The sequence below is a fragment of the Aquisalimonas sp. APHAB1-3 genome (assembly GCF_048323695.1).
In the GTDB taxonomy this organism is placed as follows: Bacteria; Pseudomonadota; Gammaproteobacteria; order Nitrococcales; family Aquisalimonadaceae; genus Aquisalimonas.
Map to the genome: position 1 here is coordinate 90720 of NZ_JBLWFT010000001.1, position 14152 is coordinate 104871.

Consider the following 14152-nt stretch of genomic DNA (forward strand, 5'->3'; position numbering starts at 1 on the left):
GGCCCCGCGGTTTTGTGTAATATTGCCAGCCTTCTCGGGGTGTAGCGCAGCCTGGTAGCGCACCTGCATGGGGTGCAGGTGGTCGCAGGTTCAAATCCTGCCACCCCGACCATATTCTGAAACGGCGAGTCAGGAGGCATGGGAGCCACCGGCTCGCCGTTTTTTTGTTTGGGATAGCGAAACGCGATCGATCACGACAACCAGCCCATCCCGACGACTCTCGCCGGATAACCCGGTTTCGAGTCAAGGAGCGCGCAATGGCCCTTTCCAGGCAGAGTGTGGGACTGTATCTCGGCCCCAGTGTTCTGATTGCAGGCCTGCTCATCGGGCCACCCGCCGGGCTGGAGTCGAGCGAGTGGGCAGTGGCGCTAGTGGCGATTCTCATGGCCACCTGGTGGATTTCCGAAGCGCTGCCTCTGGCGGCCACCGCGCTTGTCCCCATCGTCCTGTTTCCCGCCCTGGACGTACTGGCCCCGGGGGATGTCACCCGCGCCTACGGCAATGACCTCATCTACCTCTTTCTCGGCGGCTTTCTCATCGCCGTGACCATGCAGCGCTGGAACTTGCATCGCCGTATCGCGCTGCACACCATCAACCTGGTGGGCACGGACCCGCGCCGGATGATCCTGGGTTTCATGCTGGCGACCGCCGTGCTGTCCATGTGGATCAGTAATACCGCCACCGCCATGATGATGTTGCCCATCGCCATGGCGGTGCTGCAGCAGAGCCGGGAAGATGCGGACCGCGCTGGCGAGACCCTGTCCGGCGGGTTCGGCGTGGCGCTGATGCTGGGCATTGCCTACAGCGCCTCCATCGGCGGTGTAGCGACGCTCATTGGCACGCCGCCAAATGCTGTGCTGGCGGGCATGGCCAACGAGCTCTACGGCATCGAGATCAGTTTCGCCGCGTGGATGGCGTTCGGCCTGCCGTTGTCGGTCATCATGCTGGTGATCGCCTGGGGGTATCTGGCGTTCGGGCGGCACGGTCGTGACCTAGCCAGTCTTCCCGGTGGGCGGGGTCTGGTGCGGCGCGAGCTGCAGGAGATCGGCTCCATCGGTGTGGCCGAGCGGCGGGTGCTGATCGTGTTCGTGACCGTGGCGCTGGCGTGGGTGTTCCGCGGTTTTCTTCCGGAAGGGGCGCTCAACCAGGTCAACGACTCCAGCATTGCCATCGCCGGCGCGCTGGTGCTGTTCCTGCTGTCCGCCGGTGATGGTTCGGGTGAGCGGCTGTTGAACTGGAAAACGGCGGTGACCATTCCCTGGGACATCGTCCTGCTCTTCGGCGGCGGCTTCGCACTGGCGGCCGGATTCACCGAATCCGGGCTGTCTCAGACCATGGCGACCGGCCTGGAGGGCCTGGCCGGCGTTCCGGTCCTGCTCATGATCGCGGCCTGCGTTGCGCTGGTGGTGTTTCTCACCGAAGTCACTTCCAATACGGCGACGGCAACGCTGTTCGTGCCCTTGATGGGGGCACTGGCGGTGGCCATCGGCTTTCACCCGCTGGCGCTGATGGCCGCCGTCGCTGTTGCGGCGTCCTGCGCGTTCATGCTGCCCGTGGCAACGCCGCCGAACGCGGTGGTGTTCGGCAGCCGCGCGGTCACGGTGCCGCAGATGGCCAGGGCAGGGTTGCTCCTGAATGTTGTCACCATCGTGCTGACGACGGCGTTCATCTACTGGGTTCTTCCCATCGTTATGGGGATCTCCCTGCAGGGCTGAACGCCTGGTTCGTGCGCTCGTTATAACCTGATAGCTGTTCGGATTATCCGATCGGCGTCGGTCACGTTATAATCCGGCGCTTTCGGGTGGCGGGAGTTCGTGTCCGGCAGCAAGACCGCACGGTGCTCCCCCGCGACGTTGCGCGGACCAGGAAAGCTGTGTCGTGATCGAATTCGAGGACGTTCAAAAGTCGTATCGCGTGGAAGGCCGCGACGTGCCGGCGCTCCGCGATATCAATCTGGAAGTCCGTGCCGGCGAGGTGTTCGGGGTGATCGGGCACTCCGGTGCCGGCAAGTCCACTCTGTTGCGGCTCATCAATCTGATCGAGCGGCCCAGCAGTGGCCGCATCCGTATCGATGGTGACGACATCACCGACAGCCGGGGCGGTGAACTGATGGCGCTGCGCCGCGGCATCGGCATGATCTTCCAGCACTTCAACCTGCTGTCGTCGAAGACGGTCGCCGAGAACGTGCGTTTCCCCATGAAGCTGGCCGGAACGTACTCGCGTGACCAGATGCAGCAGCGGGTGGATCATCTCCTTGATCGGGTGGGGCTGGCAGATCAGGCCAACAAGTTTCCGGCGCAACTCTCCGGGGGGCAGAAGCAGCGCGTGGGCATTGCCCGGGCGCTCGCCTGTGAGCCGCGCATTCTGCTCTGCGATGAGGCCACCAGCGCCCTCGACCCCCAGACTACCCAGTCGGTGTTGCGGCTGCTCGGCGACATCAACCGCGAGCTGGGGCTGACCATCGTTCTGATTACCCACGAGATGGACGCCATCCGCACCATCTGTGACCGGGTGGCGGTGCTGGATGCCGGCGAAGTGGTCGAGCAGGGCACGGCAGCGCAGGTCTTTCTGCACCCGCGGCACCGGACCACGCAGCGTTTCGTTTTCGAGACCGAGCACATCGACGAGGACGAACTGCACGATGACTTTGCACATGTCCCGGGCCGGGTGCTGCGTCTCACCTTTCAGGGTGAAGCCACCTACACGCCGATGCTCGGTGATATCGCCCGCCGCACCGGCGTGGACTACAGCATCCTCAACGGGCGGATCGACCACATCAAGGACACGCCCTACGGGCAGATCACGCTGTCGCTGATCGGTGGTGACACGGACGGCGCCGAGCAGGCCCTGCACGGTGCCGGAGTCAGCGTGGAGGTGCTGCGACCATGAGCGACTTTTTCGTCAACATCCGCTGGGACGAAATCGGCGTCGCCACCTGGGATACGGTGCTGATGGTGGGTGGCTCCATGTTCTTCATTGTGCTCCTCGGCTTGCCGCTCGGGGTGCTGCTGTTTCTCACCGGCAAGCGCCAGCTGCTGGAGCAGAATACGTTCTACGCGGTGCTGTCGTTCGTGGTGAACGTGCTGCGCTCCATCCCGTTCATCATTCTGCTGATCGTCATGATCCCCGTCACTGTGCTGCTGGTGGGCACGTCGTTGGGTGTGCGGGGCGTTATCCCGCCGCTGGTCGCCGCCGGCACGCCGTTTTTCGCACGGCTGGTGGAGACCTCCCTGCGGGAGGTGGACCGCGGCATCATCGAGGCCACGCAGGCCATGGGTGCCTCCACCTGGCAGATCGTCATGGGGGCGCTGCTGCCTGAAGCGCGCCCCGGGATCATCGCGGGCATCACCGTGACCGCCATCACCCTGGTATCCTACGCCGCCATGGCAGGTGTCGTCGGTGGGGGCGGGCTGGGGGATCTGGCGATCCGTTATGGCTACCAGCGCTTCCAGACCGACGTGATGCTGGTCACGGTGGTGCTGCTGGTGGTCTTCGTGCAGTTGCTGCAGATGCTTGGTGACCGGCTGGTGCTGTACTTCAGCCGCCGGTGACCGGATCAGGTTCGTTCCCGTTCAACCAACATCAGGGAGAGTCTCAATGCACTTGCGCCATGTCGTTACCGTTATCGCCGCGGCGGGCCTTCTGTCCACCGCCAATGCCCTCGCCAATGAGCGCCTCAGCGTCGCCGCGACGCCGGTCCCGCACGCGGAGATTCTGGAGTTCGTGGAGCCCATGATGGAAGAGCGCGGCGTGGATCTGGACGTCCAGGTCTTCACCGACTACGTCCAGCCCAACACCCAGGTGGATCAGCAGCGGCTGGACGCCAACTTCTTCCAGCACAAGCCGTATCTGGACGAGTTCAATACTGACCAGGGCACCGATCTGGTGGCCATCGCCGGCGTGCATATCGAGCCCTTCGGCGCCTATTCCGACCGCATCAACAGTCTCGACGATCTGCAGGATGGCGCCACCATTGCCATTCCGAACGACCCCACCAACGGTGGCCGCGCCCTGCTGCTGCTCCACGAACTGGGCGTGATCACTCTGGAGGATGGCGACAGCATTTCCGCCACTGAGAGCGACATCGCCGAGAACCCGAAGAATCTGGAGTTCGAAGCGCTGGAAGCGGCCATGCTCCCGCGTGTGCTGAACCAGGTCGATGTGGCCATGATCAACACCAACTACGCGCTGGAAGCGGACCTCAACCCCGTGGAAGACGCCCTGGCCATCGAGGACGCGGAGTCGCCCTACGTGAACTACCTGGTCGCGCGCCCCGACAACGCGGACAGCGAGGCGGTCCAGGCGCTGAAAGAGGTGTTGCTGAGTGACGAGGTTCGCACCTTCATTGAAGACGAGTACGACGGTGCCGTTGTACCGGCGTTCTGATCCCCGCCAACCCGTGCCCGGCGGTATATGTGCCGGGCACTGTCTCACCTCTGCTTGCCATCCCGGGTGATCTGTATCAATTGCCTCTCATCCCGGAGTGGGTAGAGTGAGGCCTCTTCAATGGCTTTGGTGAGATGCATGTCTGACGCGCGGCAGTCCTGGCACGCACAATCCGTCGAGTCCACCATGGAGGCCCATGAGGCGCACCGTGACGGTCTCGCCGCTGCTGAGGCGGACAGCCGTCTGGCGCGCTACGGGGCCAATCGCCTGCGCCCTCCGGAGACCGCCGGTCCCCTGGTGCGGTTCTTCCGCCACTTTCACAACGTTCTGATCTATATCCTCATTGCCGCGGCAGCCGGCACGGCGCTGCTCGGTCACTGGGTGGATACCGGCGTGATCCTTGCGGTGGTGCTGATCAACACCCTGATCGGCTTTGTCCAGGAGGGGCGGGCGGAGAAGGCGCTGGACGCCATTCGCCAGATGTTGTCGCCGACCGCGCTGGTGATACGTGAAGGGGAACGCCAGGAGATTCCGGCGGATACCGTCGTGCCGGGGGACATCGTGGTGCTCCAGGCCGGCGACAAGGTGCCCGCCGACCTGCGTCTGGTGCAGATCAAGAATTTGCGCATCGACGAGGCCGTGCTTACCGGCGAGTCCGTGCCGGTCGCCAAGTCGGTGGATGCAGTGGCCGACGATGCGCCACTGGGCGATCGGGTGTGCATGGCCTACTCCGGGACCCTGGTGACATTTGGCCGTGGGCTGGGTGTCGTGACTGCAACCGGGGATGAAACGGAGGTGGGGCGGATCTCGGGCATGCTCACCGAGGTGCACAGCCTGCAGACCCCCCTGATCCGGCAGACTGAGCAGTTCGGGCGCTGGCTGGCGGGCGTCATCCTTGTGATCTCGGCGGCCACGTTCGCGTTCGGGTACTGGGTGCGCGGCTACCCCCTGGACGAGATGTTCCTGGCCGCCGTGAGCCTGGCGGTATCGACCATTCCCGAGGGGCTGCCGGCGATACTGACCATCGCCCTGGCTATTGGTGTGCAGAAGATGGCGCGGCGCAACGCCATCATCCGCCGGCTGCCGGCGGTGGAAACCCTGGGCTCCGTTTCCACGATCTGCTCGGACAAGACCGGCACCCTGACCCGGAACGAGATGACCGTCTCCACCGTGGCCTGCGCGCACCGCCGGGTCCAGGTGGAAGGGGTGGGCTACGACCCCGGGGCCGGGCAGCTGTGCCATGACGGCGAGCCCATTGAAGCGCTGGATGACGAGGTGCTGCGCCAGGTATTGCGCGCCGGTCTGCTCTGCAACGACGCGCGGCTCATCCAGCGGCAGGGCGACTGGGCCATCGAGGGCGACCCCACCGAGGGGGCGTTGCTGGTGCTTGCCGGCAAGGGTGGCCTCGACCGCAGCGAGGAAGAGCAGCGGCACCCGAGGCTGGACGTCATCCCGTTCGAGTCCGACCACAAGTACATGGCAACGCTCCACGGCCCGTTGGATGGCGACCGGTACATTGTGCTCAAGGGCGCGCCCGAGCGGGTTCTGGACCTGTGCAGCACCCAACGCGGCGCGGATGGCGACCAGCCACTGGACCGCGCTTTCTGGGACGACTGCCTGGACCACATTGCCGGCCAGGGCGAGCGCCTACTGGCCGTGGCGATGCGGACGGCCACTGGAGAGACCGCCCTGGATCACCCCCATGTGGACGCCGGCGGGTTCACGCTGCTGGCCGTGCTGGGCATTATCGATCCGCCCCGGGAAGAGGCCATTCGCGCCGTCGCTCAGTGCCGTGAGGCTGGTGTTGGCGTCAAGATGATCACCGGAGACCACCTGGTGACCGCCAGCGCCGTGGGCCGGCTGCTGGGGCTCGGCGAAGCGGCTCGGAGCGCCGTCGCCGGCCATGAACTGGACACCATGGATGACGATGCCCTGCGCCGCACTGCCCACACGGCCGCCGTCTTCGCCCGCACCACGCCCGAGCATAAGTTGCGTCTGGTGAGCGCGCTACAGGCGGAGGGTGCCGTGGTGGCCATGACCGGTGACGGCGTCAACGACGCCCCCGCCCTGAAACGCTCGGACGTGGGCGTGGCCATGGGCAACAAGGGCACGGAGGCGGCCAAGGAGGCCTCGGAGATGGTGCTGGCCGATGACAACTTCGCCTCCATCGCCCACGCCGTGGAAGAGGGCCGCACCGTCTACGACAACATCCGCAAGGCCATCCTGCACATGCTGCCCACCAATGCCGGGCAGTCATTGACCATCATGATGGCCATTCTCATGGGCCTGGCCCTGCCGCTGACCCCGGTGCAGGTCCTGTGGGTGAACATGGTCACCTCGGTGACCCTGGCCATGGCGCTGGCGTTCGAGCCCAGCGAGCCGGGCGTCATGCGGCGCCCGCCCCGGGATCCGGCGGCACCGCTGCTGTCGGGATTTCTGCTCTGGCGCATTCCCTTCGTGGCCATCCTCCTGTGGCTGGGGACCTTCGGCCATTTCGTGTGGATGGAAGAAGTCGTGGGCGCCTCGGACGAGGTGGCCCGCACCGTGGCCATCAACACGCTGGTGGCCGGCCAGGCCTTCTACCTGCTCAACCTGCGGCTGATCCACCAACCGGTGCTGGTCGGCGGGGCGCTGCTGCGCAGCCAGGCCATGTGGATTGCCATCGGGGTGCTGGTGCTGCTGCAATTGGCGTTCACTTACGCACCGCTGATGCATACCCTGTTCGGAACCACCGCCATCGGGCCGGACGACTGGGCACGAATCCTGGCATTCGGGGCGGCGGTGTTCGTGATCGTGGAGTTCGAGAAGATGGTGCTGCGACGGTTGCCGTGGGTGGAAACGGGGTAGGATCATGATCGACGACAAACGCCAGGGTGCCTCGTTGCTGATCGCGGCGGTGGCCGATGAGCTGAAGGAGTCGGCGCTGGCCATTGCCCGGGAGGAAGGGGCCCGCGGTGTTACCATTCTGCCGTCCCGGGGCATCGGCTTTCCCGAGCACATCACCGTCCTCGGCGTCACCTATCGGGGGATCGGGGTGGTGCTGCTCTGGGTGCTGGACGGCGAGCGGGCGACGCGCATCGCCGCCCGTCTCAACCGTGAGCTGGAGCTGCTGCGGCCCTTTCAGGGGCTTGCGTTCGTGGCGCCGGTGGATGCCACCGGCGGTATCGACCCGGCGGCCATCCGCAAGTATCTGGGCGACGGACCCGGGGCTTCGGAGTAGACCCATGCGCACAGCAGCAGAGGAAGCCTGCAGCCAGTGAATCAGCTCCGGGAATTCTACGGCATCCTCAAGCATGCCTTCCGCAATCTGTTGCCCATCATCGCCGTGGTGAGCTTTTTCCAGTTCGCGGTGATGCAGGAAGTGCCCGACGGGCTGCTGTCCATGGCCGTTGGCCTGGGCATTGTGGTGCTTGGCGTGGCGCTGTTCCTGCAAGGGCTGGAACTGGGCATTTTCCCCATCGGCAAGAACCTCTCCAACCAGCTTGCCAGGCGCGGCTCGCTGGTGCTGCTGATGCTGTTCGGGTTCTCCCTGGGATTTGCCGCGGTGATCGCCGAGCCGGCGCTGATCGCCGTGGCGGATCAGGCCGAAGTGATCAGCGAGGGGCGGGTGAATGCGTTCACGTTGCGGTTGCTCGTGGCCACCTCCGTGGGTGCGGTGGTGGGGCTTGGCATCGTGCGCATTATCCTCGGCCACAGCCTGCACTGGTACATGATTGCCGGTTACCTGCTGGTGGTGCTGGTGACCTTCTTTGCGCCGGAGGAGATCGTCGGGCTGGCCTACGACTCCGGCGGCGTGACCACCAACATCGTCACTGTGCCGCTGATTGCGGCCCTCGGTATCGGCCTGGCGGTCTCCATCCGCGGGCGCACCGCGCTCATGCACGGCTTCGGCCTGGTGGCACTGGCGGTGTTGGTGCCCATGATCTCCGTGCAGCTCTACGGCATCGTGGTGTACACCTTCGGCGAGACCGGTGACGTGGCAGGTAACGGGCTGGAGATGCAGGCAGAAACCGACGGCGTGGCCGACCCGGTTGCCGGCAGTCTTGCGCTCGGCATGCTGAGCGATCTGCTGGTCATGGTCAGGGATGTGCTGCCCATCATCGCCGTGGTGCTGGTGTTCCAGTATCTGGTGCTGCGCAAGCACATTGCTCACCTGCACAAGGTCATGGTCGGTTTCGTGCTGGTGATTGTCGGCCTGTACGCCTTCGTGGTGGGGCTCAAGCTGGGGCTGTTCCCCATCGGCGAGAGCATGGCCGAGCAGCTCATCGCCCGCGAGCAGATCCTGTTCGTCTACCTGTTCGCCTTCTGTATCGGCTTTGCCACCACCATGGCCGAGCCGGCGCTCATCGCCATTGGCGAGAAGGCCGAAGAGGCGGCCAAGGGGCAGCTCAAGGGCAATGTCATCCGGCTGCTGGTGGCCGCCGGTGTGGCCGTTGGCATCACCGTGGGCGTGCACCGCATCATCACCGGCGACTCCATCCACTACTACATCATGGGCGGCTACGCGCTGGTTATTCTGCTCACCTGGTTGTCGCCGAAGTACATTGTGGCTCTGGCGTTCGATCTTGGCGGGGTCACGACCTCCGAGGTGACCGTACCCCTGGTCACGGCCCTGGGGATCGGCCTGGCAACCCATATCGAGGGGCGCAGCGTGCTCATTGATGGTTTCGGTCTGATCGCGTTCGCGTCCATTTTCCCCATTATTTCCGTCATGCTCTACGCTATCGGCGTGGAGCTCGTCGCCAAGGCGAGAGGAGGTGCGACATGAAATTCGCAGCGCTGGTGGCCATCCTGGCCGAAGATCTGGAAGAGCAGGCTATCGATTCCGCCAAGCAGGCCGGTGCCGGTGGCGTCACCATCATGGATGCCCGCGGCATTGGCACGAAAGAGAAAAAGACCTTCTTCGGGCTGACTTACGAGGGCAGTCAGTCGGTGCTGCTGTTCGTCCTGGAGAAGAAGCTTTCGGTGCGGGTGCTGAAGCAGATCACTCGGGATCTGGATCTGAACGCCACCAGCAAGGGGGTGGTGTTCACGCTGCCGCTGGAGCATATCGCCGGCATCGATATGGCGCAGTTGGAGCAGTTCGAGTCCCGCATCCGGGATGATATCTGAGTCGCCGTAACGGCGCCGTCGAGACACCGCCTGGGAGCCCATCCATGCTAGTGAAAGACATCATGCAGACCGACGTGGTCACCATTTCGCCACTGGCCACGATCCGCGAGGCCATGCAGGCCATGCGCAGCAACAACGTCCGGGCGCTGGTTGTCGAGCGCAAGGATCAGCACGACGCCTACGGGTTGATTACCTACGCTACCATCCTGCGGACCATCGTCGCGGAAGAGGGCGACATCGACCTCATCAACGTCTATGACGTGTGCACCAAACCGGTGATTACCGTGCATGCGGAGATGCACGTCAAACACGTGGCCCGCTTGATGGTGCGGCAGAACTTCCGTCGTGTCGTCGTGCTGCGCGACAGTGCGCTTGAGGGCATCGTCGCCCGCAACGACATCGTGACCCCGATTCTGGAGATGGCGGAGCACTGATGGTTCGCCACTTCGCGTACTCCGCTGAGGCCGGGCTGGCAACACCGGAGAATTGCGTATTTTCGCTCCCATGGCGGTGAGGTAGCGTTCAGGCGTCCAGAACGCCGGTCGTCATGGGAGAGCCCGTGGAAAGCCTGAACATTCCTGTGTTGACGCTGATCGTCGTCGGCCTCGCCGTCGCCAGTGTCGCCCTGTCACCGCGCGTGCGAACGGCGGATGGTTTCTTTCGTGGCTGGACGGAGACGGGGCAACCGCCCGGCGTCCTCACGTTGACACTCTCCCAGGTCACCACCTGGATCTTCGCCCGCTCCCTGCTCAACGCGGGGATACTCGGCTACTTCTTCGGCATCGCCGGGGTGCTCGCCTACACTGCTTACTACGGCTCGTTCCTCACGGGCTGGCTGATCACCGACCGGCTGCGTTTCCATCACGGCGCGAGCAGTGTCCAGGCGTTCCTGTTCCAGCGGTTCGGGCGCACCGGCACCTGGTGCTTCAATCTGCTGATCAGTCTGCGGCTGCTCAGCGAAGTCTTCGCCAACCTGCTGGTGATCGGCATCGTGTTCGCCGCCGCCGGTGATCAGGCCAGTAATCTGGCCATGGTGGCCGTGGCGGCGGTGACGCTGATCTATTCGGCCGTTGGCGGGCTGCGCGCCTCGCTGCGCACCGATGCCCTGCAGATGGTGCTGCTGGGGGGGGCTCTGGTGCTGCTGCTCGGGTTTGCGCTGGTGCATCCGCTGTTCAGTGCCGGGGCGATCGTGGTCAGCAGCCCGGAGCTGTCCAGCCCGGGCTGGATCCTGCTCGCGGTGGCGCTGTTACAGGTGTTGAGTTATCCGCTCCACGACCCGGTGATGATGGACCGTGGCTTCATCGCCGACCGCAGGACCACGCGGCACAGCTTTCTCCACGCGTTCTGGCTCTCGTCGTTCTGCATACTGGCGTTCGGCCTGCTGGGCGTGTTCGCGGGGCTGAACGATGGCGGTGAAGACGGTTTCCTCGCCTCCCTGGAACCGCTGCTCGGTGGCGGCGCCATGCTGGTGCTTGCGGTGGCGCTGGTGTTGTCCGCGGCGTCCACCATGGATTCCGTTTACTCCAGCACGGCCAAGCTGGTGGTGGTGGATATGGGGCTGGTGCGCCGATCGGCCACATGGGGGCGGCTCGCCATGGTGGCCACTGCCCTGGGTGGCCTGGTGCTGGTCCTGGTGGGCACGGACGATCTGTTCGCGGCGGTGGCCGTCAGCGGCACGGCCTCGCTGTTCCTGGCGCCTGTCATCGTCTTCTCCATTCTGCTCGGGCGCGATGTGGCGCGCTGGAGCCTGCTGGTTACGTTCGGGCTGGCCATGGCCGGGTCCGTTGTGTACTTCCTGGAAGACTCCGGGTATGTGGCCTGGATCGGTGCTCTCACCGGTGTGGAGCACAGCTACAGCAAACTGCTTGTGGTTACCGTGTTCATTCTGGCGGGGGGCATGGCGGCCTTTGCGCTGGGGGTGCGCCGCCGGGAACGCGCGGGAGGGAGCAGCTGATGGAGTCGCCGGGGCGCCACTGCCCGCTGCATTACCGCACCGATCCGGCGGAACTGGACCGTGCGCCGGACCTGACCGCGGAGACGCTCTACGTGATCGGCGGGCTGTACGGCAATACCGCCGCTCTTGAGGCTGTGTTGCACATGGCAGCCGAGGAGGCAACCGCCGGGCAGCCCGCACCGACCCTGCTCTTCAACGGCGATTTCAACTGGTTCAACGCGGATGCAACGACCTTCGACCGGGTCAACGCGGAGGTGCTGCGACACCACGCCCTGCAGGGCAACGTGGAGGCGGAGCTGGCGATGCCGGACGGGGAGGCGGGCTGCGGCTGCGCGTATCCGGCATGGGTCGATGACGCCACCGTGGAGCGGTCGAACAGGATCATGGAGCGACTTCAGGCGACGGCGCGGGAGCACCCGGCCCATGTGGAGGCGCTGGCACGACTGCCGCGGCAACGGCGTGTGCACGTCGGTGGTCTGGCCGTGGGTGTCATCCACGGCGACCCGGAATCACTTGCCGGCTGGGGGCTGGCCGTGGAGGCCATGCCGCCACGGGACGAGACACCGCCGCAGCTGGAGTCCTGGTTCCGGCGCGCGGCGGTGGATGTGTTCGCCTGTACGCACACCTGTCTGCCCTTCGCCCAGGCGTTCACGGCGAGCGGTCAGGCGCGGCTGGTGATCAACAATGGTGCCACCGGAATGCCCAACGTTCGCGGTGATCGCCGGGGCATTCTCACGCGGATCAGCACCCGCCCGGCCCCGCCCGCGCAGCGTCTGTACGGCACCACCGTGAACGGTGTCCACTGCGATGCCGTTGCGGTGTCCTGCGTCACTCCCGCGTGGGAGGACTGGTTCCGGCGCGTCTGGCCGGCTGACAGCCCGGCAGCCGCGTCCTACGGTACGCGGCTGCGGCAGGGGCCGGATCACGGATTGCCGGAAGCGGACAGGCTGTAGCCCTGAATGAAGCGTGGCGCGCCAAGACGCCGCTGCCAGATCCGGGACGCCACCAGCGCCAGCACCGACAGGGGGATCAGATAGCCGAAGAATGCGGCGAGCACTCCCAGGCCGGGCATGCCCAATAGCAGCAGAAGACTCGGTGCGCAGCAGGCCGACCCCGCGATCAGCGCGGGCACGGCACTGGATGCGCTCCCGGCGGATGACAGGCTGCAGGCGCGGGGGTTGCGCCACAGCGTGACGGCGCCGTGCAGATTCACTGCGAGGAGCCCGCCAAGCAACGCGGCGAGCAACAGGTTGAGAGGGCTGATCAGCACCACCCACCAGCCCGCCTCGACCAGGGCGATCCCCTCGAACAGGAACGGCGAGCGCATGGTCAGCATCCGCTCCAGGCCTGCGGCGCCACCCTGATAGAACCAGCCGGCCCCCGTATCGAAGGTCAGGTCACCGATGCCAACGAGATAGATGCCGGCATACAGCATCCCGGCAACACTGGCGAGCGCACGGATCATTGCCCGTTCACCACCATCGTGTCCGGGTAGAACGCCGCCCACGCGAACCACATGGCCTCGAAGCCGTTCACCGGCTCGAGGTGGTTCAGGGCGTCATGTTCGGGGCCGTCCTTGCCGAAGGTGACGTCATCCGGCACGTCCACGGGTTCATCGCCGCGGAAGACCCAGGCCGTCCCCAGCCCGTCATCGTGGAGCACCAGTATGTGGTCGTCGCCGTGTTCCATCCGGATCGCACCCTCACTCGCCAGATGCCCCATGTCCACGGCCAAGGCCCCCGCGCCCGTGCGGAAGCCGAAAATCTCGTGCTTGTTCGGATACCGCTCGTCCTCGTGCTGGACCGGGAAGATGCGTTCGCTCTCCGGCATGTAGTAGCCGGATAACGGGTTGTAGTCCCCGTACGGGTCGTGTCGGTAGTTGCGCACGTAGCCGGTATCGGTGGTGAGGACTTCGGTCTCGGGATGGCGTTCCCGCCATTGCGCCCAGGTGGTCCAGATGACCCGGAACTCGTCCAGACCGGCGCCCTTGTGCGGGCCGTTGATGGCCGCGCCCAGGATCTGCGGCCAGAAACTGCTGGTGTCGCGGTCGAACATGATCAGGTTGCTGTTCACCAGGCGGCCGGAGACGCCCAGCTCCACGTCGCCACGCTCGAACCCCAGGGCGGTGCCGGTCAGCGGGCAGTAGGTGATCGCCACATTGTCGCCGCCGACCGTGTCGTTGACGATCTCGTGCCACACCAGGATGCGCTGCGGGTAGGCGCGCGCCTCGCCGTTGCGGTGGACGCCGACCACCCGGTCGTCCGGTTCCAGATACTCCGCGCCGCGTGCTGTCGACCAGAATTCGGGGTCGTCAATGGACGGGATGCCGTCCTTGGATGGCCCACCCGAGAGCATGTCGGTCTCGTAGGTGGACAGTTCCATTGGCAGCAGCGCCGGGTCGGTGGTTGGCAGACCGTTGGCTCCATCCGCCAGCCCCGGTATGGCCAGCGTCAAGGCAGGAACGCACGCGAGGAATCGGTGATGCATGATCGTGCACCTTCAACAGAGGCCTGATTACGCATGACACTGCCAATGGCCAATACCGGCAATAGGGAGTTTCACGGATGGACGCCGCGATGCCGGTTCCTCGGCGCACAACCGCGGGGGCGGCCGCGGGTCACTGAAGCGACCCGCGTCGGCCGGTCCGTAGAAACGCGTAATTGTCGGGGAGGCGTGCCGGGTCTATTATGGACTTTTCGG

13 protein-coding genes and 1 tRNA gene are annotated in these 14152 nt (G+C 65.3%); 12 read left to right on the forward strand and 2 right to left on the reverse strand.

The genetic code is table 11. The annotated features are described in order from the left end of the window. The first annotated feature begins 35 nt into the window (after positions 1–35). The 12 genes from ACNSTU_RS00365 to ACNSTU_RS00420 all read left to right on the forward strand — a co-directional run bounded on the left by ACNSTU_RS00365 (position 36) and on the right by ACNSTU_RS00420 (position 12405). Positions 36–112: transfer RNA gene (locus ACNSTU_RS00365), tRNA-Pro, on the forward strand. Positions 113–257: 145 nt separating this feature from the next. Continuing rightward, positions 258–1715, forward strand: coding sequence for an SLC13 family permease (locus ACNSTU_RS00370; protein ID WP_418211983.1), 1458 nt, complete (start codon positions 258–260; stop codon positions 1713–1715). A 163-nt stretch (positions 1716–1878) separates the two neighbouring features. Beyond that, positions 1879–2889: a methionine ABC transporter ATP-binding protein gene (locus ACNSTU_RS00375; protein ID WP_290637574.1), complete on the forward strand. Its 1011-nt coding sequence runs from the start codon at positions 1879–1881 to the stop codon at positions 2887–2889. Beyond that, the gene (locus tag ACNSTU_RS00380) at positions 2886–3551 is read left to right on the forward strand and encodes a methionine ABC transporter permease (protein WP_290637572.1); all 666 of its coding nucleotides are present in this window, start codon (positions 2886–2888) and stop codon (positions 3549–3551) included. The genes ACNSTU_RS00375 and ACNSTU_RS00380 overlap by 4 nt, the downstream gene beginning before the upstream one ends. Positions 3552–3597: 46 nt before the next feature. Next, positions 3598–4386 (forward strand): MetQ/NlpA family ABC transporter substrate-binding protein, encoded by a 789-nt coding sequence (locus ACNSTU_RS00385; protein WP_290637570.1) that lies wholly within the window; start codon positions 3598–3600, stop codon positions 4384–4386. A gap of 138 nt (positions 4387–4524) precedes the next feature. Next, the gene (locus tag ACNSTU_RS00390; protein WP_418211984.1) at positions 4525–7233 is read left to right on the forward strand and encodes a cation-transporting P-type ATPase; all 2709 of its coding nucleotides are present in this window, start codon (positions 4525–4527) and stop codon (positions 7231–7233) included. A 4-nt stretch (positions 7234–7237) separates the two neighbouring features. Beyond that, a complete protein-coding gene (locus ACNSTU_RS00395; RefSeq protein WP_290633387.1) occupies positions 7238–7606 on the forward strand; it encodes a hypothetical protein in 369 nt (122 codons plus the stop codon). Between the two features lie 36 nt (positions 7607–7642). Further along, positions 7643–9154: a DUF1538 domain-containing protein gene (locus tag ACNSTU_RS00400; RefSeq protein ID WP_418211985.1), complete on the forward strand. Its 1512-nt coding sequence runs from the start codon at positions 7643–7645 to the stop codon at positions 9152–9154. Continuing rightward, positions 9151–9498 (forward strand): P-II family nitrogen regulator, encoded by a 348-nt coding sequence (locus ACNSTU_RS00405; protein ID WP_290633383.1) that lies wholly within the window; start codon positions 9151–9153, stop codon positions 9496–9498. The genes ACNSTU_RS00400 and ACNSTU_RS00405 overlap by 4 nt, the downstream gene beginning before the upstream one ends. 44 nt (positions 9499–9542) lie before the next feature. Further along, positions 9543–9932 (forward strand): CBS domain-containing protein, encoded by a 390-nt coding sequence (locus ACNSTU_RS00410; protein ID WP_290637566.1) that lies wholly within the window; start codon positions 9543–9545, stop codon positions 9930–9932. Positions 9933–10057: 125 nt separating this feature from the next. Next, positions 10058–11452, forward strand: a complete 1395-nt coding sequence (locus ACNSTU_RS00415) for a sodium:solute symporter family transporter (protein WP_418211986.1) — start codon at positions 10058–10060, stop codon at positions 11450–11452. After that, a complete protein-coding gene (locus ACNSTU_RS00420; protein WP_418211987.1) occupies positions 11452–12405 on the forward strand; it encodes a metallophosphoesterase family protein in 954 nt (317 codons plus the stop codon). Before ACNSTU_RS00415 ends, ACNSTU_RS00420 begins: the two co-directional genes overlap by 1 nt. Here the strand turns inward: ACNSTU_RS00420 and ACNSTU_RS00425 are convergent. Further along, positions 12375–12917, reverse strand: a complete 543-nt coding sequence (locus tag ACNSTU_RS00425; RefSeq protein WP_290636718.1) for a hypothetical protein — start codon at positions 12915–12917, stop codon at positions 12375–12377. The genes ACNSTU_RS00420 and ACNSTU_RS00425 overlap by 31 nt on opposite strands. Further along, the gene (locus ACNSTU_RS00430; protein WP_290636719.1) at positions 12914–13939 is read right to left on the reverse strand and encodes a DUF3179 domain-containing protein; all 1026 of its coding nucleotides are present in this window, start codon (positions 13937–13939) and stop codon (positions 12914–12916) included. The genes ACNSTU_RS00425 and ACNSTU_RS00430 overlap by 4 nt, the downstream gene beginning before the upstream one ends. Positions 13940–14152: the final 213 nt, after the last annotated feature.